The sequence below is a fragment of the Curtobacterium sp. MCLR17_034 genome (genome assembly GCF_003234485.1).
GTDB lineage: Bacteria > Actinomycetota > Actinomycetes > Actinomycetales > Microbacteriaceae > Curtobacterium > Curtobacterium flaccumfaciens.
This window is the reverse complement of sequence record NZ_QKTH01000003.1, coordinates 252,390-278,141: the sequence shown is the minus strand read 5'-3', so window position 1 is coordinate 278,141 and position 25,752 is coordinate 252,390. Positions and strand designations below refer to the sequence as shown.

The 25,752-nt window shown below is 72.7% G+C and carries 24 protein-coding genes; 9 read left to right on the top strand and 15 right to left on the bottom strand.

Annotated elements, in window-relative coordinates; genetic code table 11:
• Positions 1-8 precede the first annotated feature (8 nt).
• Positions 9-1,970 (bottom strand): LuxR family transcriptional regulator, encoded by a 1,962-nt coding sequence (locus DEI98_RS05845; RefSeq protein WP_111100188.1) that lies wholly within the window; start codon positions 1,968-1,970, stop codon positions 9-11.
• A gap of 263 nt (positions 1,971-2,233) precedes the next feature.
• Between DEI98_RS05845 and DEI98_RS05840 the strand changes: the two genes are divergently transcribed.
• Together DEI98_RS05840 and DEI98_RS05835 are read left to right on the top strand one after the other, a co-directional pair.
• A complete protein-coding gene (locus tag DEI98_RS05840; protein WP_111100187.1) occupies positions 2,234-3,289 on the top strand; it encodes a Dyp-type peroxidase in 1,056 nt (351 codons plus the stop codon).
• Complete coding sequence (locus tag DEI98_RS05835) at positions 3,286-4,092, top strand: family 1 encapsulin nanocompartment shell protein (protein ID WP_111100186.1); 807 nt, start codon at positions 3,286-3,288, stop codon at positions 4,090-4,092. The genes DEI98_RS05840 and DEI98_RS05835 overlap by 4 nt, the downstream gene beginning before the upstream one ends.
• Positions 4,093-4,259: 167 nt before the next feature.
• On the opposite strand, the gene DEI98_RS05830 is transcribed toward DEI98_RS05835, so the two are convergent.
• The 7 genes from DEI98_RS05830 to DEI98_RS05800 all read right to left on the bottom strand — a co-directional run bounded on the left by DEI98_RS05830 (position 4,260) and on the right by DEI98_RS05800 (position 9,869).
• Positions 4,260-5,132 carry a hypothetical protein gene (locus DEI98_RS05830; RefSeq protein ID WP_110863457.1) on the bottom strand — a complete coding sequence of 291 codons (873 nt, stop codon included), beginning with the start codon at positions 5,130-5,132 and terminating at the stop codon, positions 4,260-4,262.
• 298 nt (positions 5,133-5,430) lie between these two features.
• Complete coding sequence (locus DEI98_RS05825; protein ID WP_027466277.1) at positions 5,431-5,886, bottom strand: MarR family winged helix-turn-helix transcriptional regulator; 456 nt, start codon at positions 5,884-5,886, stop codon at positions 5,431-5,433.
• A gap of 176 nt (positions 5,887-6,062) precedes the next feature.
• On the bottom strand, positions 6,063-6,713 hold the full coding sequence (locus DEI98_RS05820; RefSeq protein WP_111100185.1) for a GntR family transcriptional regulator: 651 nt from the start codon (positions 6,711-6,713) through the stop codon (positions 6,063-6,065).
• Positions 6,714-6,902: 189 nt separating this feature from the next.
• A complete protein-coding gene (locus tag DEI98_RS05815; RefSeq protein WP_111100184.1) occupies positions 6,903-7,370 on the bottom strand; it encodes a DUF1810 domain-containing protein in 468 nt (155 codons plus the stop codon).
• Positions 7,367-8,158: a YqjF family protein gene (locus DEI98_RS05810; protein WP_181437953.1), complete on the bottom strand. Its 792-nt coding sequence runs from the start codon at positions 8,156-8,158 to the stop codon at positions 7,367-7,369. The genes DEI98_RS05815 and DEI98_RS05810 overlap by 4 nt, the downstream gene beginning before the upstream one ends.
• Positions 8,155-8,553 carry a hypothetical protein gene (locus DEI98_RS05805; protein ID WP_111100182.1) on the bottom strand — a complete coding sequence of 133 codons (399 nt, stop codon included), beginning with the start codon at positions 8,551-8,553 and terminating at the stop codon, positions 8,155-8,157. The genes DEI98_RS05810 and DEI98_RS05805 overlap by 4 nt, the downstream gene beginning before the upstream one ends.
• 47 nt (positions 8,554-8,600) lie before the next feature.
• The gene (locus DEI98_RS05800) at positions 8,601-9,869 is read right to left on the bottom strand and encodes a phosphopantothenate--cysteine ligase family flavoprotein (protein ID WP_111100207.1); all 1,269 of its coding nucleotides are present in this window, start codon (positions 9,867-9,869) and stop codon (positions 8,601-8,603) included.
• Between the two features lie 64 nt (positions 9,870-9,933).
• On the opposite strand from DEI98_RS05800, the gene DEI98_RS05795 reads away from it, so the two are divergent.
• Positions 9,934-10,725, top strand: a complete 792-nt coding sequence (locus tag DEI98_RS05795) for an NRDE family protein (protein ID WP_181437952.1) — start codon at positions 9,934-9,936, stop codon at positions 10,723-10,725.
• A 181-nt stretch (positions 10,726-10,906) separates the two neighbouring features.
• Here the strand turns inward: DEI98_RS05795 and DEI98_RS05790 are convergent, their stop codons facing one another.
• Positions 10,907-11,845, bottom strand: coding sequence for an SDR family oxidoreductase (locus DEI98_RS05790; protein ID WP_111100180.1), 939 nt, complete (start codon positions 11,843-11,845; stop codon positions 10,907-10,909).
• A 162-nt stretch (positions 11,846-12,007) separates the two neighbouring features.
• Between DEI98_RS05790 and DEI98_RS05785 the strand changes: the two genes are divergently transcribed.
• From DEI98_RS05785 to DEI98_RS18555, 3 genes are all read left to right on the top strand, one after another.
• Complete coding sequence (locus tag DEI98_RS05785) at positions 12,008-13,117, top strand: LLM class flavin-dependent oxidoreductase (RefSeq protein ID WP_111233255.1); 1,110 nt, start codon at positions 12,008-12,010, stop codon at positions 13,115-13,117.
• A 207-nt stretch (positions 13,118-13,324) separates the two neighbouring features.
• On the top strand, positions 13,325-13,987 hold the full coding sequence (locus DEI98_RS05780; RefSeq protein WP_071405092.1) for a hypothetical protein: 663 nt from the start codon (positions 13,325-13,327) through the stop codon (positions 13,985-13,987).
• 381 nt (positions 13,988-14,368) lie between these two features.
• Positions 14,369-14,860 carry a pyridoxamine 5'-phosphate oxidase family protein gene (locus tag DEI98_RS18555; protein ID WP_181437951.1) on the top strand — a complete coding sequence of 164 codons (492 nt, stop codon included), beginning with the start codon at positions 14,369-14,371 and terminating at the stop codon, positions 14,858-14,860.
• Between the two features lie 141 nt (positions 14,861-15,001).
• Here the strand turns inward: DEI98_RS18555 and DEI98_RS05770 are convergent, their stop codons facing one another.
• Positions 15,002-16,249: a mannosyltransferase family protein gene (locus tag DEI98_RS05770; RefSeq protein WP_110863450.1), complete on the bottom strand. Its 1,248-nt coding sequence runs from the start codon at positions 16,247-16,249 to the stop codon at positions 15,002-15,004.
• Positions 16,250-16,453: 204 nt separating this feature from the next.
• Between DEI98_RS05770 and DEI98_RS05765 the strand changes: the two genes are divergently transcribed.
• A complete protein-coding gene (locus tag DEI98_RS05765) occupies positions 16,454-17,863 on the top strand; it encodes an MFS transporter (RefSeq protein ID WP_110863449.1) in 1,410 nt (469 codons plus the stop codon).
• Positions 17,864-17,996: 133 nt separating this feature from the next.
• Positions 17,997-18,773, top strand: a complete 777-nt coding sequence (locus DEI98_RS05760) for an endonuclease/exonuclease/phosphatase family protein (RefSeq protein WP_111100178.1) — start codon at positions 17,997-17,999, stop codon at positions 18,771-18,773.
• 726 nt (positions 18,774-19,499) lie between these two features.
• On the opposite strand, the gene DEI98_RS05755 is transcribed toward DEI98_RS05760, so the two are convergent.
• The 3 genes from DEI98_RS05755 to DEI98_RS05745 are packed head-to-tail and all read right to left on the bottom strand — an operon-like array spanning position 19,500 to position 22,167.
• Entirely contained in the window at positions 19,500-20,174 is a 675-nt protein-coding gene (locus tag DEI98_RS05755) for a methionine ABC transporter permease (RefSeq protein ID WP_017888525.1), read from the bottom strand.
• Positions 20,171-21,217, bottom strand: coding sequence for a methionine ABC transporter ATP-binding protein (locus DEI98_RS05750; protein WP_110863448.1), 1,047 nt, complete (start codon positions 21,215-21,217; stop codon positions 20,171-20,173). Before DEI98_RS05750 ends, DEI98_RS05755 begins: the two co-directional genes overlap by 4 nt.
• On the bottom strand, positions 21,217-22,167 hold the full coding sequence (locus tag DEI98_RS05745; RefSeq protein WP_110863447.1) for a MetQ/NlpA family ABC transporter substrate-binding protein: 951 nt from the start codon (positions 22,165-22,167) through the stop codon (positions 21,217-21,219). Before DEI98_RS05745 ends, DEI98_RS05750 begins: the two co-directional genes overlap by 1 nt.
• Positions 22,168-22,344: 177 nt before the next feature.
• On the opposite strand from DEI98_RS05745, the gene DEI98_RS05740 reads away from it, so the two are divergent.
• On the top strand, positions 22,345-22,854 hold the full coding sequence (locus DEI98_RS05740) for a 2'-5' RNA ligase family protein (protein WP_110863446.1): 510 nt from the start codon (positions 22,345-22,347) through the stop codon (positions 22,852-22,854).
• Between the two features lie 24 nt (positions 22,855-22,878).
• Here DEI98_RS05740 and DEI98_RS05735 read toward each other — a convergent pair whose 3' ends face one another.
• Together DEI98_RS05735 and DEI98_RS05730 are read right to left on the bottom strand one after the other, a co-directional pair.
• Complete coding sequence (locus DEI98_RS05735; protein ID WP_111100177.1) at positions 22,879-24,126, bottom strand: D-arabinono-1,4-lactone oxidase; 1,248 nt, start codon at positions 24,124-24,126, stop codon at positions 22,879-22,881.
• Between the two features lie 106 nt (positions 24,127-24,232).
• Positions 24,233-25,714 carry an MDR family MFS transporter gene (locus tag DEI98_RS05730; RefSeq protein ID WP_111100176.1) on the bottom strand — a complete coding sequence of 494 codons (1,482 nt, stop codon included), beginning with the start codon at positions 25,712-25,714 and terminating at the stop codon, positions 24,233-24,235.
• Positions 25,715-25,752: the final 38 nt, after the last annotated feature.

Genomic DNA, 25,752 nt, shown 5'->3' with positions numbered 1-25,752 from the left:
TGACAGGGTCACGTCCGGACGTCGCCCGTCGCATCGCCTCCCAGTCGCAGGAGTGCATCCCGGAGTCCGGCGCGCGTCGTCACGCCGAGCTTCGGGAACAGCCGGTACAGGTGCCCGCTCACGGTGCGCGGCGAGAGGTACAGCTGCCCGGCGATCTGCTTGTTGGTCAGCCCGGCAGCGGCGAGCGACGCCACACGGCGTTCCTGTTCGCTCAGGTCGACCGCCTCCAGCGCCGTCGGCAGCGGACGGGCGGCACCGGCTGCGCGTAGCTCGCGTTCCGCGCGGGCCCGCCAGTCACCGGCACCGAGCACCTCGAAGGCGCGCGCCGCCATCCGGAACTGGCCCCGGGCCTCCAGTGCGTGCATCCCACGACGCAACCACTCGCCGTAGGCCAGGCGGACGCGGGCCACCTCGAACGGCGAGACGTCGCCGTCGACGCTGGCCAGCGCGTCCTCGAAGAGGGCGCGGGCACCGTGCGTCTCGTCGACGACCGCCCGGCAGGCGAGCAGCACCAGGGAGCGGCGCGGGGTCGGCTGGTCGGTGAACGCCCGTTCTGCCCGGGCCACCAGCGCGGCACCGTGGTCGGCCAGGCGGAGCCGCGCAGCCGACTCCACCGCGTCGAGCAGCTCGATCGGTCCGTAGCTGCTCTCGAGCCACCGCTCCGCCCTGCCCGGTCGCGTCGCCGAGCGGCTGTAGGCCTCCTCGAACCGTCCCGTCGCGACGTCGAGCGCGGAGCGGGCGTGCTCCGCAGCCCGGGCGACCAGCGGCGTGCCGTGCTGCGCCGCCCACCGTGCTGCGCGGTCGGCCTTCCGTGCCGCCTGCTCCGGCTCGCCCTGCACCGACAGGACCAGGGCCTGCAGCGCCTCGGTCAGCGCGACGAGCGTCCCGGCCTGCCAGCGCTCGGCCGCTCGGTGCACGTGGTCGAACGCCGCCCGCGCCGCGTCGAGCCGCCCCGCCTGGTAGTGCGTCACGGCGGCACGGCACGAGCTGAAGTAGCCGAGGAGCCCGGCGTCGCCCGCTCGTCGGAGCACGGCCTCCACGTGGTCCCGGCGCGGATCCGTCGAGTCGAGCAGCGTCCACGCGATGTGCAGTGCCACGGCCTTCCACGGTTGCGTGTCGGCAGCGGATGCGTGCACCTCGCGGTACAGCGCGGCACGCTCGTGCTCGGTCCGGCCGGATCCGTCCACGCAGTCCTCGACGAGCCGCAGCACCGGGTCGAGGTCACGGTCGGCGGTCAGCGCCAGCGCCTCGCCCCACCAGGAGTCGTGCCCGCCGAGGTAGCAGAGCACGTGCAGCGTCGCGACCAGGACGTCGTCGGTGCCCGCCCGGTCGGACTCCCGGAGCGCGGTCAGGACGGTCCGCCTGCCGGCGTGCACGTCACCGGACCGGACCGCCCGGACGAACTCGACCGCCGCCACCAGCGACGGATCGGGTCGGGTGCCCCGGCGGACGGCCCGTTCGGCCTCGGTGTCGACGAGACCGAAGTCGCCGGTGAAGGCCGCCGTGACCGTGACGGAGACGTCGGCCGACGGCAGCCGGGTGCCCGATCCGGCCAGGGCCCGGCCCTCGCGCACCGCGACCACCACGACCGTCCCGAGGTCCCGCGCCAGTGCGGCGAGCAGGTCGTGCAGCACGGTCCTGGCGTCCTCGTCGAGCACGTCGAAGTCCTCGACGAGCACGACGCTGCGGGTGGGTCCCGGTGCCCCGGCGTCGTGCGCCCGGACGAGGGCGAGCCACGGGGCCAGCGACGCTGCCTCGATGACGGGGTCACCGCCCACCGCACGCCACCGGACGACCGTGTGGCCGTCCGCCCGGGCGGCGTCCGTGATGTCCGCGAGCGCACGTGCCCGGGCGGACGCGTCCGGTCCGGTGACGACCACGAAGGGATCGGTGCCGCCGGACGGCGAGCGCAGCGCTCGCCCGATGCCGTCGTCGTTCGCCGGTCGTGCGTCCGAGATGCTGATCGTCATCGTCGCTCCTGGATCGTCGGTCGACTGTGCCGCCCGGGAGGCCCGTGGCGGCTGCTCCGGACGCTAGCGACGACGACGCGGTCACCACATCACCCCGTGGTCGCGCGGGCATCCCCCCTTGCGGAGCGGGTCATCCGACTCAGGCGTGACGGGGTGCCGGGTGGCGATGCTCGACGGGAGACACCCCACGGCACCGAACCGCACCGTCAGGACGGCTGCGGAGGAAAGGCGGACACCATGGCCTCCGTCCACGGCGCACCCTGATGCCCGGCGCACCGGGCAGCCGCGTCCCCATCGACGCGCAGAGCGTCGACGCACCGCTGTCCCGTTCGGCGGTGTTCCTGACCCTCGACGTCGGGCCGGACGACGACGACCTCGCCGCGGTCCGCGACGTCCTCAGCGACCTCGACGGCCTGCTCAAGACGGTCGGGTTCCGCGACCTCGACGCGCACCTGTCCTGCGTCGTCGGCATCGGGGCGGTGGCGTGGGACCGGTTCTCGCCGCACGCCCGCCCGGACGCGCTGCACCCGTTCCCCGCACTGACCGGGCCGGTCCACTCGGCGCCGTCCACCGGAGGAGACCTGCTCTTCCACATCCGGGGCGAACGCACCGACGTCTGCTTCGAGTTCGAACGCCTGCTGCTCGCCGCGCTCGGGGACCACGTCACCGTGGTCGACGAGGTCAGCGGCTTCCGGTACTTCGACACCCGCGACCTGCTCGGCTTCGTGGACGGCACGGCGAACCCGGTCGCGCAGGACCTGGCTGCCTCCGCACTCGTCGGCGCGGACGACCCGGACTGGGCCGGTGGCAGCTACGTCGTCGTCCAGAAGTACCTGCACGACCTGGCGGCGTGGAACGCCCTCGGGACGGACGCGCAGGAACGCATCATCGGCCGGTCGAAGTCGGACAACGTGGAGCGTGACAGCGCCACCGAGGTCCGGCCGTCGCACAAGTCGCTCGCGACCATCGTCGACGACGACGGGGTCGAGCACGACGTCCTCCGCGACAACATGCCCTTCGGTCGACCCGGCAGCGGGGAGTACGGCACCTACTTCATCGGCTACAGCGGTGAGCTCTGGGTGCTCGAACGGATGCTGGAACGGATGTTCGTCGGCGATCCTCCCGGGACGTACGACCGGCTGCTCGACTTCTCGCGCGCGGTCACCGGAGCGACGTTCTTCGCACCCGCACGCGATCGCCTGGTGGACCTCGCCGCGCTCGCGGCACCACCGTCGCCGTCCGTGGTGACGGCCCCCGACGCCACCGGTCCGGGTCTCGGCATCGGTTCGCTCCGCAGCACGGAAGGGCACACGCCATGAACCATCTCCTCCGCGAACTCGCGCCGTTCGGTGCCGACACCTGGGCGGTGCTCGACGCCGAGGCCCGTGACCGCCTGGTCCCGGCGCTCGCCGCGCGGCGCATCGTCGACTTCGACGGCCCGCGCGGCTGGCAGTGGTCCTCGGTGGACCTCGGCCGCACCGACGCGGTGACCGGCGGGGTCGCCGACGGCATCACCGCACGGCGCCGCCGGGTCCTGCCGCTCTGCGAGGTCCGTGCGACCTTCACCGTCGCGCTCGAGGAACTCGTGGACTCCTCCCGCGGCGCCACCGACGTCGACCTGGGCGACCTCGACGCGGCCGTGCTGCGGCTCGCGGCCCACGAGAACCGGGCGACGCTCCGGGGGTGGCCGGAGGGCGGCATCACCGGGGCCGGCCACGCGTCGACCCAGCCCGCACAGTCGCACGACGGCTCGCCGACGTCGTTCCGGGCCGCGGTCACCGCTGCGGTCGCCGCACTCCGCGACGTCGGGGTTGCCGGGCCGTACGCCCTGGCCTGCAGTCCCCGTGACTGGGCGGACATCGTCGAGACCGACGATGCCGGCACACCCCTGCGTGAGCAGCTCGAGGGCATCACCGGCGGTCGGGTCGAGCGAGCGCCCGGCATCGACGAGTCGCTGCTGATCAGCCAGCGCGGCGGGGACTTCGTGTTCACCGTCGGCGAGGACCTGGCCCTCGGCTACCTGGGCCACGACGCCGTCGACGTCACGATGTACGTCGAGGAGACCTTCGCGTTCCGGGTGAACACCCCCGAGGCGTCCGTCGTCCTCCGCCGGTCACTCTGAGGAGCAGGCGCGACCAGCGGCGCGATGGGCGGGTCCGTTGCCCACCCGCGCAGACGTGCGCGTCGCGCGGGTGGGCTGACCGCGACCACGCAACGGACGGGAGGCCCGTGGCGGATCCGCCACGGGCCTCCCGTCCGTCTGCCGGTCGCCGTCGCGACCCGCGCCGATCAGTAGAAGTTGTTCGCCTGCGAGTGCCCCCACGCCGCGCACGGGGTGCCGTACGCCGAGCTGATGTACTGCAGGCCCCAGGTGATCTGGGTGGTGGCGTTGGTGCGCCAGTCGGCGGCGATCGTGGCCATCTTCGAGCCGGGGAGCGCCTGCGGGATGCCGGTCGCGCCGCCGTTCGCGTTGACGGCCTGGTAGTTCCAGCCGGACTCCTTGGTCCACAGGTTGTCCAGGCACTGGAACTGGTCCGCACCCCAGCCGTACTCCGACGACGCGAGCGAGGTCGCCGTGGCCTTCGCACCGGCGACGGTGTTGCCGGCGGCGAGCTTCCGGGCGGCCTCCGCTGCCTCGGCGGCGGCCTTCCGCTCGGCTGTGGCCCTCGCTGCGGCTGCGGCCTTCGCGTCGACGTCCCGCTTGTCCTGCGTGGCGCTCGCCTGCGCGACGTCGGTGGCCGACGCGACCGTCGTCGAGATCCGGTTCGTCAGCGCAGCGCCGGACAGGTCCGGGTAGTCGCTCAGGGCGTCGACGCGCTGTTCGAGCGCCGAGGTGTCGACCTTGTGGTTCGCGGTCTGCATGACGGTCTTCGCCGTGGTGATCGTGGCGGCGGCCTGGGCGCGGTCGAGCGCGGTGCCGCGCAGGGCGGGCTCCGCGCTCGCCGAGGCGCTCGGAGTGCCGGTCGGCATGCCGAGGGCCTCGCCGATGGCGGGCTGCGTGCCGACGGTCAGGGCGCCACCGGCGACGGCCAGGACCGCCGCGCCGCCGGCGATCAGCGTCGCGCGGTGCCGCAGGGCCCGGCGCATCCGGCGGGTGGGGGTGTTCAGGGCTTCACGTCGGGTCGAGGCCGTCGTGGTGGGGAGCTCAGGGGTGTGTCGCATCGGTTCCGCAGGTCGGCGGCTCGGTGGGGGAGGGACTCCTGCTCGCGCGACCGAGGTCGTGCGGGCACGCCGGAGGCTGGCGGTGTCGGTGACACCGTCGGCGACGACGAGGAGTCCTCGAGCCGGTGAGGACCGGACGGTGGTGTGGGGCCCGTCCGTCCGCCGGGAGCAGCCGTGGGGTGGCCGCGGTCAGGCGGAGCCGACACCATGACCGGTCAGACTGGGCAGCGCGTCCAGGAACGCTGGCAGAACGGTCCGTCCACCACTTGGTAACGGTTCGGTAACGGTCCTACGAGGCCTAGAAGGTGTGAGGTTCCTGGGCGTGCTCGCCCTGGGCGACACGCTCGAGCGCGGCCAGAGCGCCGGCGATCGCCTGGACGTCCGACTCGTCGAGCTCCGCGATGAGTTCGGCGACGATCCCGGTGCGGTTCGCGCGGGCCTGCTCGACCGCCTCGATGCCCTCCGGCGTGGCCGTCACCATGAACGCCCGGCCGTCGCGCGGGTCGGCCTCGCGCTGGATGAAGCCGCGCTGCTCGAGCTCGGTCAGGATGCGGGTCATCGTGGGCTTCGTGACCACCTCGATCCGCGACAGGTCGCCGGGGCGCAGGGGTCCGTGCCGCTGGATCGACGCGAGCGCCGACACGATGCCGTACCCGAGCGAGGCCGAGTCGGTGCGGGCCCGTCGGTTGATCCGACCGACCGCGGCGGCCAGGCGTGCGGCGACCTCGGTACGGTCCGTCGGGCGGGGGTTCATGTGCTGCTCCGGGTGCCTGGTTCAGGTGGTCGCCAGCGATGCTATCGGTCCGCGCGGCCCCGGGACTGGGAGCGTCACGCGCATGGCCGGGCCGCCGACCGGGAGGCCCGTGGAACGTTGACCGCCCGCCTCGCGTGCGCGAGACGGGCGTTTCCTGTACGGGAGTACAGGTGGACTCAGTGCTTCTCGCCCGGCAGCTGGTGGATCGCCTCGGTCGCGAGCTCGGCCGTGACGTTGTCGCCGGATTCGGTCGCCGCCCGGAGGCGCCGGAAGTCCTCGGTCATCCGGTCCCAGTCGACCAGCTCGTCGAGGTTCGGCAGGCGCAACCGGAACGCCAGGCCGTCCATCGTGTCGCGGCAGACACGCTGCAGGTTCTCGTTGCCGCACTCGGCGACGTACAGGGCGAAGACGTCGAGGGCGTCGTGGTTGACCGCGGCGACCTCGTGGGCCTCGAGCTCGGTGATCGTCTTGTCGAGCTGCGCGAGGATCTTCTTCCGGGCCGCCGACCCCAGGCGCGGGACCGCGAGTCGGACGACGCCGCCGAACAGCACGCCGAGGGTCTGCATCGCCTCGACGACCTCGGTCGGGTCCGGCGTGGTGACGCGGGTGTACCGGTTCGGGGCCATCTCGATCAGGCCGGCGCGGGACAGCTGGCTGAGCGCCTCGCGGATCGGCGTGCGGGAGACACCGAGCCAGGCGATGAGCTCGTCGTCGTTCAGGCGTTCGCCGGGCAGGAGCGTGCCGTCCATGATCGCGTCGTGGATCTTGTGGCGGACGGTGTCACGGAGCAGCTGGTGCTCGGTCGGGGCGCTGCGGGGGACCGGCATGCGTTCTCCTTCGGGGGCGGCGGCGTCGGGGCGCCGGGCGAACGGGCACGGTCGACATCGCACGTGCTCGCATCACCGTACCTGATATGACAACGGCGTTGCGGTCGGCTCAGCGCGTGTCAGTGTCGACGTTCAGATGCCGGTCACGTGCGTTGTGCGTCATGCGTCGTGGGTCGTGCGTCGCGTGCGTCACTCGTGTTCCGAGCGCTCTCCGAGCAAGCGGAGCGTGGCCGGGTCCTCGGCGCCGTCGTACCAGCGGTCGAGCACGGCGACGAACGGCCCCGGGTCGGCCGCGATCCGGGCGAAGAGCGTCATCGACGACCGGAGCTTCACCGCGTCGATGCCCCCGAGCAGGGCGTCGGCGGAGCGGGCGGGGGCGTCGTGTGCGACGTCGGCCGCGGTGAGCAGGCGGGGCCCGAGCGCCGGGTGCGCCAGGTAGGCGCGGGCTTCGTCCACGCCGGTGATCGCGAAGCGCACGGCCGTGGCGCTCCGCCCCAGACCGGCCAGCTGCGGGAACACGAACCACATCCAGTGCGACGACTTCCGGCCCCGGCGGAGTTCGTCGAGCGCGAGGTCGTACACGCCCTGCTGGGCCCGGACGAAGCGGTCGAGGTCGAACGGGTCGTCGGCCTGTGCGTGGGGCTGTTCGTGCGTCACCGGACGACCCCGCCCCAGCCGTACCGGACGGTCGTGCCGTCGACCACGAGCAGGGAGTCCGGGGCGCGGTCGAACAGCCCGGGCATGCCGACGGCGTCGGGCAGGTCGCCCTCGAGCCGGTCGAGCGTGGCCGAACGGGTGGTGAGCACCGGGTGCTGCCGCTGCCAGAACAGGGTCTGCGCCAGGTACCGCGCGTGGATGCCGGCGCGGGTGGTGAGCTCGGCGGCCAGCGGGGTGTCGACGACCTCGCCGGCGGTCACCCGCACCGAGGCCGCGTGCTTCGGCCGCACCGCACCGGTCGGGCGTTCCTGCCGGAGCGACCGCGCCCACACCACCGGGTGCAGCGCGCGGGTCGGGTGCCGGACGGACCGGTGCGCCACCGCGTCACCGCGGCGACGGGAACGTGCGTGGGCGAACGTGTACGGCACGCCGAGCAGTGCGTGCGCGGCCACGATGGCGGGCACGTTCGCGGTGTCGACCGTGCGGTAGGTCACCCCGCGCCGCCCCTGGTCGTCCACCGTGAGGACCTCGATCGTGACCTCGGTCATGGTCCCGAGCCGCCCGGCAGACGGGAACGGTGGCACCCGGGTCTCCCGGAACACGTACGCCGACAGCCCCACCCAGGCGCTGCCGTCGACCACGTCCGGACGGGTCCCGCGGGGGACGAGCCGCTGCAACGACGCCGGGTCGTGCCGCCAGTGCGCGAACACGATGTCCTCCCAGGCGTGCTGGGTGACCGGGCGGTGCAGGAGCGGCACCGCCGCGCGGGTCCACGACGGCTGGGTCACGGCTTCGGTGCGTGCCGACCGACGCGCATGCTCCAGAGGACCAGCGGCAGCTGCAGGGGGAGCCGCAGGACCCCGATCAGCCGCATCGTCCGGCTCGAGCGGGGGTGGTCGAGCAGGTCGTTCGCCATCTTGAGGTTCGCCGGGAAGACCGCCGCGAACAGCGCTGCCGCCGCCCAGCCCGAGGCACGGCGGGTGGCGGGGAACGCGAGCCCGGCGGCGATGCCCAGCTCGGCCACCCCGGAGGCCAGCGTGGTGAGCCGAGGTGGTAGGGCCTCCGGCACGATCCGGTCGAAGTGGGTCGGGCGCAGGAAGTGCATGGTGCCCGCCGCGCCGAGGGCCACTGCCAGGATGGTGGCCGTGCGGTTGGCACGTCGGATCCGCTCACGTCGTCGCATGTGCCCCATCGTGCCCGCTCGTCCTCGGAAGCAGCCGGAGACGCTGCTCACGTCAGTGCGGTCGCGACGAGGTCGAGGACCGCCGTCGCCACCTCGGCCTTCGTGCCGGAGGTCTCGCGGACCACCTCGCCACCGGGCACCAGGACCTCGATCGCGTTCTCCTCGCGCTCGAAGCCGGCCGACCAGCCGACGTGGTTCACGACGAGCAGGTCCGCGGGCTTCCGGCTGATCTTGGCGCGACCGAGCTCGATCCGCGCGTCGCGGTCGGGCTCGGTCTCGGCGGCGAATCCGACGATGATCTGCCCGGTCCGCCGCGCCGCGACAAGGTCGGCGAGCACGTCCGGGTTCCGCACCAGCTCGAGCGTCATGCGCTCGCCCTGCGCGTCCTTCTTGAGCTTCTCGGTGAGCACCTCGGCAGGTCGGTAGTCGGCGACGGCGGCGGTCATCACGACGACGTCGGCTTCGGTGGCGGCGGTGTGCACGGCCTCGGCGAGCTCGAGTGCGGACCCGACGGGCACCACGGTCGCGTCCAGCCCGGCGGTCAGCGAGCCCTCGACGTTCGCCGCGACGAGGGTCACGGATGCGCCACGACGGACGGCGTCGGCGGCGATCGCGATCCCCTGGCGGCCGCTCGAGCGGTTGCCGACGAACCGCACCGGGTCGAAGGGCTCGCGGGTGCCGCCCGCGCTGACGACGACGCGGACGCCCGCAAGGTCGCCCTGCTCACCACGGGCCCCGGTGCTGGCAGCGGTGCCGGTCTCCGCACTGCGGCGGCCGGCCGGGGCGGGGTGCTGGTCGAGCACGGCGAGCGCGGCGACGACGATGTCCTCGGGCTCCGCCATCCGACCGATGCCCGCGTCGTCGCCGGTGAGCGCGCCGACGACCGGGCCCACCAGGTGGACGCCGCGCTCACGCAGCGTGGCGACGTTCGCACGGGTCGCGAGGTGCTCCCACATCTGCGGGTGCATCGCCGGGGCGACGACGACGGGTGCCTCGGTCGCGAGCAGCGTCGTGCCCAGCAGGTCGCTCGCCAGGCCGTGCGCCATCCGCGCCAACGAGTCGGCGGTGGCTGGTGCGATGACGACCAGGTCCGCCCGGCGACCGAGCGCGACGTGGCGCACCTCGGCGACGTCGTCCCACACGCTCGTGGTGACGGGGTTGCGGCTGAGGGCCTCGAGCGTCGGCAGCCCGACGAAGCGCAGGGCGCCCTCGGTCGGGACGACGTGCACGTCGTGGCCGCGCTTGACGAGGTCGCGGACGACCCCGACGGCCTTGTAGGCGGCGATGCCCCCGGTGATCCCCACGATGACGGTCAGGGCGCGCTCTGCTGCTGCGTTCACCTGGCTCACGCTACCGGGGCCACGTGCGAGGATCGACGGCATGTGCACCGTCGTCGTCCGCGTCGACCCCGGGTCCGCGTGGCCCGTCACCGTGCTCGCCCTGCGGGACGAGTCGCCCGAGCGCCCGTGGGACCCGCCCGCTGCCTGGTGGCCGGACCGGGACCCGGACCTCCGTGGTGTCCGTGACCGCTCCGCCGGTGGTGCGTGGCTCGCCGCGTCCGACCGCGCCGGCCTGGCCGTGGTGCTCAACCGCGCCGAACCCGTGACGAGCGTCGACGGCACGTGGACGACCCGCGGCGTGGTGCCGGTGGACGCCGTCGCCGACGACCTGCTGCCCGGACACGACGGCACCCTGCCGACCACCCGGGCCTTCAACCTGGTGCGCGCCACGGCCGAGGGCGCCTCGGTGCTGACCTGGGACGGTGAACAGGTCCGCACCACCGACCTCGGCCCCGGCGTCCACATGGTCACGCACGGTGCGGCCGACGACCCCGCGGCGCCGCGCATCGGTCGGTGGCTCGAGGCCTTCCGCGCGGTCGAAGCCCCGGCCGGCCCGCCGGTGCTCGGCCCGTTCGACGAACTCCGCGCCGTGGACTCCGGTGGCGACGCCGGCGACGGCTGGGGCGGCTGGTTCGGCGTGCTGGCGGAGTCCGCGGCGCTGCCGAGCGACCACCCCGACGCGATCCTCCGCGACGTGCACGAGGCCGAGGGACACATGACGACCCTGTCGATCGTCGCCGCGGCGATCGCGCCGGGCCGCACCGTCCTGCAGCACGCCCGCCTGACCGAACCCGGGAAGCTGGACGGGTCGGTGGAGCTGCACCGCGCCTGACGCTGGCGACGCTCCGGGCCCGCCCCGGGCCTCCCGCGAGACGCCGGCGTGCCCGTTCGACGCCGCCAGGTGCGCGAGACGCCTCCGGATTCAGCGGCGTCTCGTGGAGCTGGAGGCGTCCTGGCGAGACGCCGGCGTCTTGGCGAGACGCCGGAGTCTTGGCGAGACGCCGGCGTCTCTGCTAGAGCGGCGGGCGCGTTCCGGTGAGGTCCTCGGCGACTGCCCAGAGCGAGCGGGCGAGGTCGGCACTCCGCGCGGACCCGGGGATCGACACGGTGGTGGTCGGACCGGTCATGCCGAACGGACCCGAGGGGCCGTAGTACGCGCCTCCTACGGCGTTCGGCCCGACGGCCGCGTAGAGCAGCGGCTCGGTGCCCTGCTCGACGGCCTGGGTGAACGGCAGGGCGCGGTTGCTCGACCGCACCGGCTTCGACCGACCGAGCGAGCGCCCTGCGGCCTGCAGGTTCGTCCGGGTGTAGCCGGGGTGGGCAGCGGTGCTGACCAGGGGCACGTCGGCCTCGACGGTCAGGCGGTGCAGGTGCAGTGCGAGCAACAGGTCGGCGAGCTTCGACTGCGCGTAGGCGCGCCAGCCGTTGTAGCCGCGCTCCCACTGCAGGTCGGCGAAGCGGATCCGGCCGGGGATCGCGGCGAGGCTCGACATCGTGACGACCCGGGGTGCCTCGGCCAGGGGACCGTCGGCGAGGGGCGTGCGCGCACGCAGCAGCGACGGTAGCAGCAGGTTCGTCAGGGCGAACGGGCCGAGGAAGTTCGTGCCGAACTGCAGCTCGAATCCGTCGACGGTCTCGAAGCGCTCCGGCGGCGCCATCACGCCGGCGTTGTTGACCAGGACGTCGATCGGACGTTCCTCGTCGACGATGCCGCTGGCGAAGCGGCGGACGCTCGCCAGGTCGGCGAGGTCGAGTTCGCGGACCTCCACGTCGGCTCCGGGGTTAGCGGCGCGGATGCCGGCGGCGGCGGTCTCGCCCTTCTCGGTGCTGCGGACGGCGAGCACGACGCTGGCGCCGGCTCCGGCGAGGCGCAGGGCGGCCTCCTGTCCGGTGCCGCTGTTGGACCCGGTGACGACGATGCGGCGTCCGGTCTGGTCGGGGAGGTTCGGCATGCGGGTGACCGTACTCGTCCGGGCTGGCCGACCCCGGCCCGGGCCCGACCCCGGCCCGGGCCCGGCCCGGGACCGTGCCGACCCGGTCGCCGACCCCGTGCGCGCACTCCGCCGCCGTGCTATGTTGATGCAAACGCATGGAAGTGCGACCAGGAGGACACCATGAGCAACGCATTCGGCACCGACCGTCCCTCGGACGTCCCGCCGCCCGCACCCGACCGGATCGGACCGCTGCAGCTCGGCCTCGACACCTTCGGTGACGTCACCGAGCGCGCCGACGGTAGCCTGCAGTCCGACGCGCAGAGCATCCGCGACGTCGTCGACCAGGCCGTCCTCGCCGACCAGGTCGGCGTCGACTTCATCGGCGTCGGGGAGCACCACCGAGCCGACTTCGTCGTGAGCGCCCCCGAGGTCGTCCTCGCCGCGATCGCCGCCAGCACCGAGCGCATCCGGATGGGCTCCGCGGTCACCGTGTTGTCCTCCGACGATCCCGTCCGCGTGTACGAGCGCTTCGCCACCGTCGACGCCCTGTCGAACGGTCGCGCCGAGGTCATCCTGGGGCGTGGCTCCTTCACCGAGTCGTTCCCGCTGTTCGGCTACGAGCTGAGCGACTACGAGGTCCTGTTCGAGGAGAAGCTCCAGCTCTGGGCAGCCCTGCGCGGCGGCGACGCCGTGACCTGGTCCGGCACGAAGCGTGCGGGTCTGGTCGACCAGGACGTCTTCCCGAAGCTCGAGCACGGTGCCATCCCGACCTGGATCGGCGTCGGCGGCTCCCCGCAGTCGGTCATCCGTGCCGCGTCCTACGGCCTGCCGCTGTTCCTCGCCATCATCGGCGGGCAGCCGGCCCAGTTCGCCCCGTTCTCGCGCCTGTACCGCCAGGCCCTCGCGCAGCTCGACCTGCCGCAGCAGCCCATCGCGATGCACTCGCCGGGCTTCGTGGCCGCCACCGACGAAGAGGCCGCCGAGCGCTACTGGCCGTACCACAAGGCCGTCACCGACCAGCTCGGCCGGGAGCGCGGCTGGCCGCCCCTCGACGTCGCCGGGTACCGCGCGAGCCTGTCGGCCGGCGGGTCGCTCTACGTCGGGTCGCCGGAGACCGTCGCCCGGAAGGTCGCGCGCAACATGCGGATCCTCGGCGCCTCGCGCTTCGACATGCGGTACGCCACGGGTCGTCTGCCGCACGCCGACATGATGCGCTCGATCGAGCTCTACGGCACCGAGGTCGCACCCCGCGTGCGCGAGCTGCTGGCGCAGCCCGTCCCCGTCGCCTGACGGCCGCGGGCCCGTCCGGGGTCCGGTCCGGTTCGGTCCGCAAGACACCGGTGTTCGCGCTCCACACCACCCTTCACGGGTGTTCGGAGCGTGGACACCGGTGTTTTGCGTTCAGGTTCCGTCTGACACGGCCGCGCAGGCAACGGCCGGGAGGCCCGGGGCGGCCGCCGAGATCGGCTCACGGGGGCCGCGGGTACGGTCCAGGGCATGTCGTCACGCCCCGACCACGCCTCCGGTCCCGCTGCTGGTCACGCCTCCGACTCCGTCGTCGAACGCCGGTTCCGCGGCCGGATCATGGGCGTCGGCACCACCTCGGGCGTCCGGATCGTCGTCGGCATGTGGGACCGCTCGCCGTTCGGGCCGTTCACGGACGTGTTCCTCGAACTCCCCGACGGCACCAGCGTGCTGCTCGCACCGGACGAGATCGTCGCCGCGTACGTCTCCGGCACCTACCGCTTCGACACCGTCTCGGTCGTCGACGTCCGCGCCCGCCGCACCGCCAGCGGGCTCGAGCTGTCCGCCGGGGCGCTGCAGGCCTCGATCGACGTCGGCGGCATCTCGCCGCTCGGCCGGATCCTGCGCATCGTCCCGAAGCCGATCGCCCGCGACCCGCGCTGGCTCGCCGCGATCGACCCCGTGGCACGGCTGCTCGCGCCCGGGTCCGGTACCGCGGGCTCGGCGGGCAACGGCCGCCGCGAGTACTACGGCGTGACCGGGGCGCACGACGTCACCGGCGTGCGCGGGACCTGGGCGGGGGAGCCGCTCGGGGACCTTGCGCCGCTCGACCCGCCCGTGGCGTTCGGTTTCGCCTCGATGCCGAAGATCCCCCAGGTCGTCGACGTCGAGACCACGATCCGCGAACCCGCCTGACGCCGGCTGGCCCGCCCACGGTGCCGCCCGCCGGTTCCGTTCGTGCGCATGTTCCGACGATCCGCGCGTCGATCGACTCGTGTCCGGTCGCTCGATGCACACGCATCCGGTGCGTGTGCATGCAACGACGTTCCACCTGTCGATCGACGCGTGTGGTGTCGCTTCCTGCACACGCATGCACGGCTCGGAGGCCGGCGCGCGCCGGGCGGGGGCGGCGCGGCGGGCGTGCACCGGGCCTCCAGGCCGACCGCGACCGGACCACCTCGACGCGCGGGGCTGACGCGTCCAGCGCCGGAGGGGCACACTGGTCGGAACGGTACGGCCCCGAGCACCGACGGTCGCACGTCGAGCGGAGCGGGGCGCATGACGCAAAGGAGCACCATGACCGACACACAGACGGAGCAGCGCGCCGCCATCTCGGACATCGTCCACGGCGCCCACACGGCACTGCTCACCACGGTGAGCGAGGACGGGAACCTGCACGCCAGGCCCCTCGCGGTGCAGGACAAGACGTTCCACGGGACCCTGCGGTTCCTGGTGCAGGACGGCAGCGAGAAGGTCGAGGACATCGCGCGGAACCCGCACGTCAACGTCTCGATCGAGTCGCAGGGCGGGTACCTGTCCATCGCCGGGACCGCGACCGTGACCCAGGACGACTCGGTCGTCGACGAGCTGTGGTCCCCGTTCGCCGAGGCCTGGTTCCCCGAGGGCCGCCAGGACCCGTCGATCCGGCTGCTCACGGTCGAGGGGGTCTCGGTCGAGTACTGGACCCAGGACACCGGGCCGGTCGGCAGTCTGGTGCAGATGTTCAAGGCGGCGCTCGGCAAGCAGAGCCAGCCGGACACCGGCGACCACGGCACGGTCGAGCTCTGAGGCGACACGCCCGACGCGCGACGCCGTCGTCCTGTCCGGACGGCGGCGTCGCGTCATGTCGGGGCGCGTGCACCGGGCCGTCGCCTGCGAGGGCTGCGCGTCAGCCGCTCACGTCGCCTGCGAGTGCTCCGCGTCAGCCGCTCACGGAGGGCCGAGCAGCCACAGCACCGCGACCAGCACCGGCTGCCCGGCCAACGCGGCCGTCACGAAGGTCCACCGCATCCAGGGCTTCGCGACCAGCTCGGGCGACCCGAACAGCGGCGCGAGCGGCATGAGCAGCCGCGGGGTCGAGGCCATCGGCAGCGACACCGCGAAGATGTACAGCGCGTACGCGGCCGAGTACAGCACCGTCGTGGGCCCGAGCCGCAGCGTCGAGCGGCGGAGCAGCCAGATCGGGTACGCGACGAGCAGGAACACCACGATCAGGATCCCGCCCACGCCGAGCCAGCGGCCCGCGATGAGGAACCACGGCGTCAGCGGCACGAAGTCCACCCGGCCGATGAAGTTCACCCACCAGGACATCTCGGTCTCCAGGTAGGCGTTCGGCGTCCCGGTGGCGTGCGAGGCGATCACCGGCCAGGCGAGCCCGGCGAGGACCATGGTCAGGCCCGCGGCGACGACCCGGACCTGCTCGCGCAGCGGGAAGCCCTCGAGCACCCGGCCGGTCTCGCGCCGTGCACGGACCCACCGCACGAGTGCGACGACGCCGAGCACGAGCGGGATCGCCAGGGCACCGGGGCGGGTGAAGGCCGCGGCGACGCCGAGTGCCGTCAGGAGCCCGTAGCGCCGACGCTCCAGGGCGAGCAGCGCCCCGAACGACAGCGCGAGGAACATGCTCTCCGCGTACCCGACCTGCAGCAGGAACGACAGCGGACCGCAGCTGAAGAAGAAGACCGCCCACATCGCGGCGGCGTGCCCAGCGCGGTCCCGCACCAGGCGGTGCAGCAGGTAGGTGGCGAGCAGTCCGGCGACGATCGCGACGAGCGGTGCGCCGAGTTCGAACGGCACCCCGGTCGAGGCGGTCAGCGCCCGGATCGCGAAGGGGAACGCCGGCAGGAAGGCCCAGGCGTTCTGCGCGACGTTGCCGGCGGCGTCGAGCGGCAGCGCGTCCGGGTACCCGTGCAGCGAGATCTGCTCGTAGTACTGCCCGTCCCAGGCCACCAGGAACGCGCCGAACCCGTGCTCGTTGCCCCAGATCGCGTTGCCCGGCAGTGCACGACCGATGAGCGGGTACGCGAGCGCGAGCCACAGGGTCGACAGGACCCGGCCGCCCGTCCAGACGAGCAGGACCGCCGCCCACGCCGGCAACGAGGCAACGGTGTCCAGGACACGTCGTCGACCGCTGGCCGTGCCCGCGGCGACCACACCGGCGCTGTCGGTGCGGCTCACGCGCGAGTTCCTCGGCGTTCGGGTGGTCGGGTCGGCACCCGGCCAGGGTAGTCGGCCCGAGCATGAGGATCGCCCGGAACTGCGCCTGGAGGCCCGTCCCGCGTCATGTGCGCTACGTCGCGCCCGGTGGGCGGCCGGTGCGGCGTCCGGTGGGCGGCCCGTCCGTGACGGCGCGGACGTCCGCGGGCATAGTCTCGGTGGGCGATGACGACGACGGCGACGACACCCAGACGACGGACGCGCAGCACGGCGGTCGCCGTGCTGGTGGCCGGGACCTTCTTCATGGAACTCCTGGACGGCACGATCCTGGCGACCGCCGCCCCGGCCATGGGGCGTGACCTCGGGGTCGACTCCGCCGCGGTGGGCGTCACGATCACCGCGTACCTCGTGACCCTCGCGGTGTTCATCCCGGTGTCCGGCTGGCTCACCGACCGGATCGGTTCCCGGACCGTCTTCGCCGGTGCCATCGCGCTGTTCACGATCGCGTCGGCCCTGTGCGCGCTGTCCACCGGGCTGGTCGAGCTGACGCTGTGGCGCATCCTGCAGGGGCTCGGTGGGGCGCTCATGGTGCCCGTCGGCCGGCTCGTCGTGCTCCGGAGCGCCGGGCGCGAACAACTCGTCACCGCCATCGCCATCCTGACCTGGCCGGCCCTCGCCGCACCGATCATTGCGCCGTTCATCGGCGGCGTGCTCGTCGAGACGCTGTCGTGGCACTGGATCTTCCTCATCAACATCCCGCTCGGCGTCGTCGCCTTCATCGCCGCCCTGGTGCTCGTGCCGCAGGAGCGTGCGGCGCAGCGGGTGCCGTTCGACTGGTTCGGGTCGCTGCTCGCCTGCGTCGGGCTCGGCTCGCTCGTGGTCATGGCGTCCTTGCTCGCGCTCGACGTCGTGCCGGTCACCGCGGTCGTCGTCTCCGGCATCCTCGGCGCGGTGTGCTGCTGGCTCGCGATCCGGCACTTCCGCCGGGCTCCGCACCCGATCATGGGGCTCGACGCGTTCCGGCTCGAGACCTTCCGGGTGTCGCACGCCGGCGGCGGCCTGTTCCGCCTGGCGGTGTCCGCGGTGCCGTTCGTGCTCCCGCTGCTGTTCCAGGACGCCTGGGGTTGGAGCGCCGTGCTCGCCGGGTCCGCCGTGCTGTGGGTGTTCGTCGGCAACCTCGGCATCAAGCCGATGACGACCCCGTTCCTCCGTTGGTTCGGCTACCGCCCGGTGATCGTCGTGTCGTCGGCCGTCGCCGCGCTGACCGTGGTCGCGATGGCGTTCATGACCGAGGACACCCCGTTCTGGCTGCTCGCCGTCCTGCTCGTCGTCAGTGGTGCTGCCCGCTCCGTGGGCTTCACGGCGTACAACACCATCGCCTTCGCCGACGTCGAGCAGGCCGACATGACCCCCGCGAACACGCTGTCGTCGACGCTGCAGCAGACCGCCGCGGGCTTCGGTGTCGCCGTCGCCGCCGTGGTCATCCGCGCGGCCTCCGGGCTGGGCGGCGACGGGCCGTACGCGGCCGCGTTCTGGGTCATCGCCGCCCTGCTCGTGGTCGCCTGCGTGGAGGGCATCCTGATGAGTCGCACAGCGGGTGACACCGTCCGCCCGGTCCGCCGTGTCCGCGCCTGATCCCGCCGCTGTCCGTTTCCGTCACGGTCACACGGACGAAACCCGGCAGGCGTTACAGTCTCAGCAACCGTCCGCGGTACCCGAGTACGGTGACCGCGGCAGGGTGACCGGAACACCCGGACAGGAAGGCAGCATGGCCGCGCCAGAGCAGCAGAGGACGATCGCATCAGAGCAGACCGTGCAGCCCACGCAGCTCCGTGTCGTCAGTTACAACCTCCGCGAGCACACCGCGAACAGCGAGCTCGCCGCACTGGCCGAGGCGTCCGACGCCGACGTCCTGTGCGTGCAGGAGTGCGACAGCAACGACCTCGCACCGTCGATCGGCGGCCTCTCGCTCGCCGCGTCGACCCGCACCAACCGACTCGGGCTCGCGATCTACAAGCGCGACGACCGCTTCGAGGTGCAGGACTTCAGCATCCACTCGCTGCAGAAGTCGCTGCACGACCGGGTCCTCGCACCCGCGCACGAACGGCTCATCGCGATGCACCTGCGCGACACCGAGGCCGATGCCGAGGTCGTCGTCGCCTCGTTCCACGCCTCACCGCTGACCGCGACGAACTCCCTGCGCCGCAAGCAGATCGAGGCCGCGCACCAGTTCCTGCGCGAACTTGCGAAGGACGTCCCCGCGGTCATGGTCGGCGACTTCAACTACCCGTGGTTCCAGACGAACCTGCGCCGCAAGATCGAGCAGGGCGGGTTCGCGTTGTCGCTGTCCGACCAGCCGACGTACCTGCGCTACCGCAAGTTCACGGGCCACTTCGACTTCGCGACGAGCGTCGGCCTGCACATCGCCGGCGTCGAGACCCTGCCGGCCGGCATCTCCGACCACCGCCCGATCCTGGTCCGTGCCCACTACGAGCACCCCGGCGAGACCGGCGCCGTCACCACCGTCGAGGCTCCCGCCGCCTGACACGCGTCGGCGGCCGCTCGTGTCGGCCGCCCAGGTCGCACGACATGCCGCGTGCGCATCGCCGCGTGGTCGCAAACTGTCGGTTGCGGGGGCGTCGGGCGACGGTTCGTGCGACCTCGGCGGAGATGAGCGGGGAGTCGTGACCGCTCGGCAGGGGGCCGTCGGGCGCGTCGGCGGCGTGTGCCGAGGTCGCACGACATGCCGCGTGCGTGCCGCCGAGTGGTCGCAAACTGTCGGTTGCGGAGACGCCAGCCGACACTTCGTGCGACCTCGGCGGAAGTGGGCGGGGAGTCGTGACCGCTCGGCAGGGGGCCGTCGGGCGCGTCGGCGGCGCGTGCCGAGGTCGCACGACATGCCGCGGGTGCGTCGCCGAGTGGTCGCAAACTGTCGGTTGCGGGGGCGCCGGGCGACGGTTCGTGCGACCTCGGCGGAGGTCAGCGGGAAGTTGCGACCGCTCGGCAGGGGGCCGTCGGGCGCGTCGGCGGCGCGTGCCGAGGTCGCACGACGTGCCATGTGCGCGGCCCCGAGTGGTCCCGAACTGTCGGTTGCGGGGGCGTCGGGCGACGGAGCGTGCGACCTCGGCGGAGATGAGCGGGGAGTCGTGACCGCTCGGCGCACGACGCTGGGCGCGTCCGTCCGGGCGGCGACGCACCGGAGGCCCAGTGCCGGTCTCGTGGACCGGCACCGGGCCTCCAGGCGGTTGCCCTCAGAACCCGCGAGCCCGCGTCAGCGACGCAGCGTTGCCCGCGCCAAGCGGTTGCCGATGAACTGGCCGAGCTGCACGATGACGACGATCGCCGCCACCGAGACGTAGACCACCCACCAGTCGTAGCGCTGCGAGCCGTAGGTGATCGCGTACTCGCCGAGTCCGCCGCCACCGATCAGCGCACCCTGCGCCGTCATGTCGACGATGCCGATGTAGATGAACGTGTAGCCGAGGATCAGGGGGCCGAGACCCTCGGGGATGAGCACGGTCAGCAGGATCGAGACCGGGTGCGCACCCGAGGCCCGAGCAGCCTCGACGACGCCTGGGTCGACCGACAGCAGGTTCTGCTCGACGATCCGGGACACCGCGAAGGCCGCGGCCAACGAGATCGCGAAGGTGACCGCGGGGACACCGATCGTGGTCTGCACGACGACCCGCGACAGCGGCGCGATCGCGGCGAGGAAGATCACGAACGGGATCGGGCGGATCAGGTTCACGAACACGTTGAGCACCGTGTACGCGGTGCGGTTGCCGAGGACGTTGCCCGGCCGGGTCGCGTAGAGCAGCAGGCCGAGCGCGAGGCCGATGACCCCGGCGATGACCAGCGAGATCAGCGACATCACGATGGTGTCGCGGATCGCGGCGAGGAAGACGTCGAACGTGTCGATCACGCTCTGGAACGAGTTGTTGTTCACGCGGCGGCCTCCTCGTCGGTCGTGACGCCGTCGGCGCGGAGTGCGGCGATCGCGCGATCGATGGCGTCGGGCTCGGCGCCGGGCGCGCTCAGTTCGTAGGTGAGCGACCCGATCCGACGCTCCCGGATCTCGCCGACCCCGCCGTAGACGAGCTCGGCGGTGACCCCGGCGGCGCGGAACGCGGCGTCGATGCGGTTCTGCAGCCCGGCCTCGTCGGTGATCTGCACCGTGACGAGCCGACCCGGGTGGCGGTCCCGCAGGCGCCGGAGCGTCTCGGGGGAGGGCCGGTCGTGCAGCGCGGTGCGGACGAAGCGCTGCGCGGCGCCGGTCTTCGGGGTCGAGAACACGTCGTAGACGTCCCCGACCTCGACGACCCGCCCCTGCTCCATCACGGCGACCCGGTCGGCGATCTGCCGGACGGCGTCCATCTCGTGTGTGATCACGATGATGGTGACGCCGAGCTCCCGGTTGACCCGGCGGAGCAGCGCGAGCACCTCGGAGGTGGTCTCCGGGTCGAGAGCGCTGGTCGCCTCGTCGGCGAGCAGCAGGTCGGGCGACGCGGCGAGGGCGCGGGCGATGCCGACGCGCTGCTTCTGGCCGCCGGACAGCTGCTCCGGGTAGGCGTGGGCGCGCTCGAGCAGGCCCACGAAGTCGAGCAGCTCGGCGACGCGACGGTTCCGCTCGGCCTTCGGCACACCGGCGACCTTGAGCGGGTACGCGACGTTTCCGGCGATCGTGCGGGACCGGAACAGGTTGAACTGCTGGAAGATCATCCCGATGTTGCGACGCGCCAGACGGCGGTCCCGCTCGGGGATCGCCGTCAGTTCGCGGCCCGCGACGGTCACCGTGCCGGAACTCGGCAGTTCCAGCGCGTTGACCAGGCGGACCAGGGTGGACTTGCCGGCACCGGAGTACCCGATGACGCCGAGGACCTCTCCCTGGTGCACGTCCAGGGAGACGTCCTCGACGGCCACCACGGTCTCGCCGGTGTCGGCGCGGCGGTAGTGCTTCGAGACGCCGCGGAGTTCGACGAGGACCGGCACTACTGCTTGGCCGCCTTCGCGTCCTGCTCGACCTGGGCGAGCTCGTCCTGCAGCTTCGAGGCGCTCTCGTCGCGGGCGACGGCCTCGGGCAGGTCCTTCGCGAAGGCCTTCTGCACGGCGTCGTCCTGGAACAGCTCCGCCAGGTCGAGGTAGGTCTTGTTGCCCTTGTCCTCGTCGCGGACGGCGAAGACGTTCACGTACGGGGCGGCGCTCGCACTCGAGGGGTCATCCTGGTAGATCGCGTCCGAGATCGGCAGGCCGGCGGCGGTGGCGAAGTTGTTGTTCACGACGGCGGCGGCGACGGAGCCCTGCTGCAGCGCGTTCGCAGTCTGCGAGGCGTCGAGGGGCTGGACGTCGACCTTCTTCGTCTCGATGTCGTCCGCGGTGGAGAACGCCGAGCCGCCGTCCTTCAGGGTGATCAGGTCGGCCGCCTGCAGGATCAGGAGCGCACGGGCCTGGTTGATGGAGTCGTTCGGGATCGCGACCTTGGCGTTCGCGGGCAGCTCGGACGGTTTGTCGTACTTCGTCGCGTAGAGCGGCAGCGGGTAGACGGCGGTCGAACCGATCGGCTGCAGGTCGTCGTTCGAGGTGACGTTGTAGTCCGCCAGGTACTGGATGTGCTGGAACTGGTTGATGTCCAGCTGACCGTCCTTGAGGGCGGGGTTCGGCAGCGAGTAGTCCGAGAAGTTCGTCAGCTTGACGGTGACGTTGAGCTTGTCCTTCGCGAGCTTCGTGTACGTGCTCCAGTAGCCGAGCGACTTGTCCGCGACACCGATCGTGACGGTCTTCGGGGCGGCGTCACCGGCGGCACCGGCGTCGTTGCTCCCGGAGCGGAGGGCGCCGACGACGACGGCGACGACGATCGCCACGACGACGATCGCGGCGGCGACGATCCAGCCGATCGGGCGCTTGCCCTTCGGCTTCTCGGGCAGTGCGGGGGCTGCGGACATGCTGGTGCTCCTCGTGGGCAGTGCGTGTGGGGGAGCCGCGGTGGTCCGCGGCGTGGAGACGAGTGTGACGTGCGGTCCACCCCCGGTGCGAGTTCCGTTCCGTCGTGTTACGCAGCACTCGACCCGTGCCGCCTGCGTGGGAGCACGCGTCCCGACACGACTTGGTTGACTCGGATCGTGCGCAGCATCGAACTCGTCCTCGGCCCGGAGTCGGACGCCGCCGTGCGGTCCGCCTGGCAGGCCCTGATCGACGCCGACCTGCCGAGCCTCGGTCGGCACCCGTCGCCGTCGAACGCCCCGCACGTCACCCTGGCCGCCGGGGACACGCTGCCCGTGCCGGCCGGGTTCCGCACGTCGGTCCCGACCGCGATCCGGCTCGGCGGGCTCCTGCTCTTCCCCGCGGGTGCCGGTCGGTCGGTCCTCGTGCGCGCGGTGGTCCTCGACGCGGCGCTCACGACCTTCCACGGCGAGGTGCACACGGTCGCGCCCGGCGGCGTCGAGACGTCGGTGCCCGGGCACTGGTCGCCGCACGTCACGCTGGCCCGCCGGGTGCGTGACGAGGACCTGCCGCGCGCCGTCGCTGCGCTGCGCGCCGTGCCGCTGCCGGAGACGCTCGACGTCGGCGGCGTCCGGCACTGGGACGGCGAGACGCGGACGATCACGCCGCTCGCGTTCACCACCGGCTAGCGGGGCACGGCCTGGAGGCCCGGCTCAGGTCCCGAGCACGCGCTCGCCGAACGCGGATGCGAACGTCCGCTCCGGGTCGGCCCGGGCGACGAGGTCGCGGAAGTCCGCCAGCCGCGGGTACAGCCCGGCGATCGCCGCGTGGTCGAGGGAGCTCATCTTGCCCCAGTGTGGTCGGCCGTCGAAGGCTGCGAGCCGGGACTCCAGGTCGGGCAGGATCGCGGCGACCTCGGTCGGGTGCTTCTTCCAGGTGAACGCGATGCAGAGGACGTCCTCGCCCTGGGTCGGGCTGAGCCAGAGGTCGTCCGCGGCCATCGTCCGGAGTTCGCAGACGTGCAGGTGCGGCTGGATCTGGTCGGCGAGCCCCCGGAGCGCGTCGAGGGCGGCCGCCGCGTGCCGGAGCGGGACGAAGTGCTCGCTCTGCACCTCGGACCCGTGGCTCGGGACGGACCCGATCGGGAAGTGCGGCAGGCGGTCCCACCACGGGCCGACCGAGCCGTCGCGCGCGGTCCGGTGGTCGTCGCCGGGGGTGCCGGGCAGGCGGCGTGCGCCGGCCAGGGTCTCCGGGACCGGCACGTCCTCGGCGCCCTCGGGGACGCGCGACTTCACCAGGACCTCGGTGATCGCATCGCCGAACACGGTGTAGGCGCACACCGAGTACGCGGCGGCGTGCACGTCAGCGACGTTCGCCGTGAAGGTGTCCCAGGGGATCGCGCCGTAGACGTCCTGGCGCATCCCGTAGGACGGTTCCACGTCGAGGGTCACCCGGGTCACGATGCCGAGCAGTCCGAGGTGCAGCACGGCACCGTCGAACGCGGGGTCCGTCCGGTCGATCGTCCGGGCGGAGCCGTCCGGACCGAGCACCTCGAACGCGCGCACCGCGGTGGCGAGCGAGCCCAGTGCCGTACCGGAACCGTGGGTGCCGGTCGCGACCGCACCCCCGACGGAGATGTGCGGCAGGGACCCCGTGTTGTGCAGGGCGAACCCGGCACGGTCGATGTCGGCCGCGACGTCGCCGTACCGGGTGCCGGCTCCGAGGGTCACGGTGCGGTGCTCGGCGTCGACGACCAGGTCGGTGGGGACGCCGGTCAGGTCGAGCAGGGTGCCTGCGGTGTCGGCGACGTCGTTGAACGAGTGCCGGGTGCCGAGGCCGTGCACCCGATCGGCGTCGGCCACGACCTGGGCGGCCTCGTCGGTCGACGACGGGCGGACGACCCGTTCGGCCGTGTACGTGACCGTGCCGGACCAGTTGAGCTCGCTCGTCGTCGACCGCATGGCGCCCACCCTGCCACGCGGTCCGGAGACGGGCGCGGGCCGGCGCCGGTCCCGTCACGGGTTCGGCGTCGGCCCGGCTCGTCGGTCGGTGCGCGAGGCTCGTCGGTCAGTGCACGGGCGGGGGCGTCGGCGCGCCCTCGGGCACCTCGGGCCGGCGGACGAACACCGACGCGAGGATGCCGAACAGCGAGATGATCGCGCCGACCATGAAGGCGGTGCCGACGCCCGACGCGGTGGCCACCTGGACCCCACGGGCACCGGAGCCCTCGACGGCGGTGGCCGCACCGATCGTCAGCAGCGTGACGAACAGGGCCGTGCCCGCCGCACCGGCGAGCTGCTGCGCCGTGCCGAGCACCGCGCTGCCGTGCGAGTACAGCTTCGGGGGCAGCCCGCCGAGCGCCGCGGTGAACAGCGGCGTGAAGGTCAGGGCCAGGCCGATGCTCAGCACCACGTGCGCACCGAGGACGAACCACACGCTGGTGTCGACGCCCACGGTGGAGAGCGCCCAGAGCACGGCGCTGACGATGATCGATCCGGGGATCAGCAGCACGCGCGGGCCACGGCGGTCGTAGATGCGCCCGACGATGGGGGAGAGCAGGCCCATCAGCAGCCCACCGGGGAGCAGCAGCAGGCCGACCTGCAGGACCTCGAGGCCGAGGACGCGCTCCAGGTAGATCGGCAGCAGGATGAGCGTGCCGAACATCGCCATGAAGCTCAGGCCCATCGCGACGATCGGCACCGTGAAGCCACGGGTGCGGAAGGTGCGCAGGTCGAGCAGGGCGCTGTCGGTGCGCTGCAGGCGCGTCTGCCGGACGATGAACACCGCGAGGGCGACGGCACCGACGACCAGGGCGGCCACCGGGACGAGCGGACCGGTCGTGCCGGCTTCACCGATGCTGGACAGGCCGTAGACGATGCCGCCGAATGCGAAGGCGGAGAGGATGACCGAGACGACGTCGATCGGTGCCTTGCGCGGCGTCGAGACGTTCTGCACCTTGACCATGCCGAGGATGAGCGCCGCGATCGCGATGGGCAGCACGAAGCCGAACAGCCAGCGCCACGAGAACGCGTTGAGGATCAGGCCGGAGATCGTCGGGCCGATGGCCGGAGCGACCGAGATGACGATCGAGATGTTGCCCATGATGCGGCCACGGTGTGCGGGGTCGACGAGGGTCAGGACCGTCGTCATGAGCAGCGGCATCATGATCGCGGTGCCGCTGGCCTGCACGATGCGGCCGACGAGCAGGACGGTGAAGCCCGGCGCGAGCAGGGCGATCAGCGTGCCGACCGAGAACAGGCCCATCGCCCAGACGAACACCGGTCGGGTGTTGAATCGCTGCAGCAGGAACCCGGTGATCGGGATGACGACCGCCATGGTGAGCAGGAAGCCGGTGGTCAGCCACTGGCCGGTCGCGGCGCTGATGTCCAGGTCGTCCATGAGCCGGGGCAGGGCCACGCCCATGATGGTCTCGTTGAGGATGACGACGAACGCGGAGACGAGCAGCAGCCCGATCACGAGTCGGGTCTCGGCAGCGGACGGCTGCGAGACGCTTCCCGTGCGGGGGGCGGAATCGACGGCCTGGGTCATGCGGGTGCTCCTGGTGGGTCACGACGGGTGGAACGGGT

Bases quoted from the DNA above. Each gene is read 5' to 3' on its own strand.
- DEI98_RS05735 (WP_111100177.1), bottom strand. From the start codon at position 24,126: ATGCGGTCGACGACGAGCGAGCTCAACTGGTCCGGCACGGTCACGTAC.
- DEI98_RS05835 (WP_111100186.1), top strand. From the start codon at position 3,286: ATGAACCATCTCCTCCGCGAACTCGCGCCGTTCGGTGCCGACACCTGG.
- DEI98_RS05745 (WP_110863447.1), bottom strand. From the start codon at position 22,167: ATGTCCGCAGCCCCCGCACTGCCCGAGAAGCCGAAGGGCAAGCGCCCG.
- DEI98_RS05760 (WP_111100178.1), top strand. From the start codon at position 17,997: ATGGCCGCGCCAGAGCAGCAGAGGACGATCGCATCAGAGCAGACCGTG.
- DEI98_RS05785 (WP_111233255.1), top strand. From the start codon at position 12,008: ATGAGCAACGCATTCGGCACCGACCGTCCCTCGGACGTCCCGCCGCCC.
- DEI98_RS05830 (WP_110863457.1), bottom strand. From the start codon at position 5,132: ATGCGACACACCCCTGAGCTCCCCACCACGACGGCCTCGACCCGACGT.
- DEI98_RS05820 (WP_111100185.1), bottom strand. From the start codon at position 6,713: ATGCCGGTCCCCCGCAGCGCCCCGACCGAGCACCAGCTGCTCCGTGAC.
- DEI98_RS05825 (WP_027466277.1), bottom strand. From the start codon at position 5,886: ATGAACCCCCGCCCGACGGACCGTACCGAGGTCGCCGCACGCCTGGCC.
- DEI98_RS05805 (WP_111100182.1), bottom strand. From the start codon at position 8,553: ATGCGACGACGTGAGCGGATCCGACGTGCCAACCGCACGGCCACCATC.
- DEI98_RS05730 (WP_111100176.1), bottom strand. From the start codon at position 25,714: ATGACCCAGGCCGTCGATTCCGCCCCCCGCACGGGAAGCGTCTCGCAG.
- DEI98_RS05780 (WP_071405092.1), top strand. From the start codon at position 13,325: ATGTCGTCACGCCCCGACCACGCCTCCGGTCCCGCTGCTGGTCACGCC.
- DEI98_RS05795 (WP_181437952.1), top strand. From the start codon at position 9,934: ATGTGCACCGTCGTCGTCCGCGTCGACCCCGGGTCCGCGTGGCCCGTC.
- DEI98_RS05845 (WP_111100188.1), bottom strand. From the start codon at position 1,970: ATGACGATCAGCATCTCGGACGCACGACCGGCGAACGACGACGGCATC.
- DEI98_RS05765 (WP_110863449.1), top strand. From the start codon at position 16,454: ATGACGACGACGGCGACGACACCCAGACGACGGACGCGCAGCACGGCG.
- DEI98_RS05840 (WP_111100187.1), top strand. From the start codon at position 2,234: ATGCCCGGCGCACCGGGCAGCCGCGTCCCCATCGACGCGCAGAGCGTC.
- DEI98_RS05790 (WP_111100180.1), bottom strand. From the start codon at position 11,845: ATGCCGAACCTCCCCGACCAGACCGGACGCCGCATCGTCGTCACCGGG.
- DEI98_RS18555 (WP_181437951.1), top strand. From the start codon at position 14,369: ATGACCGACACACAGACGGAGCAGCGCGCCGCCATCTCGGACATCGTC.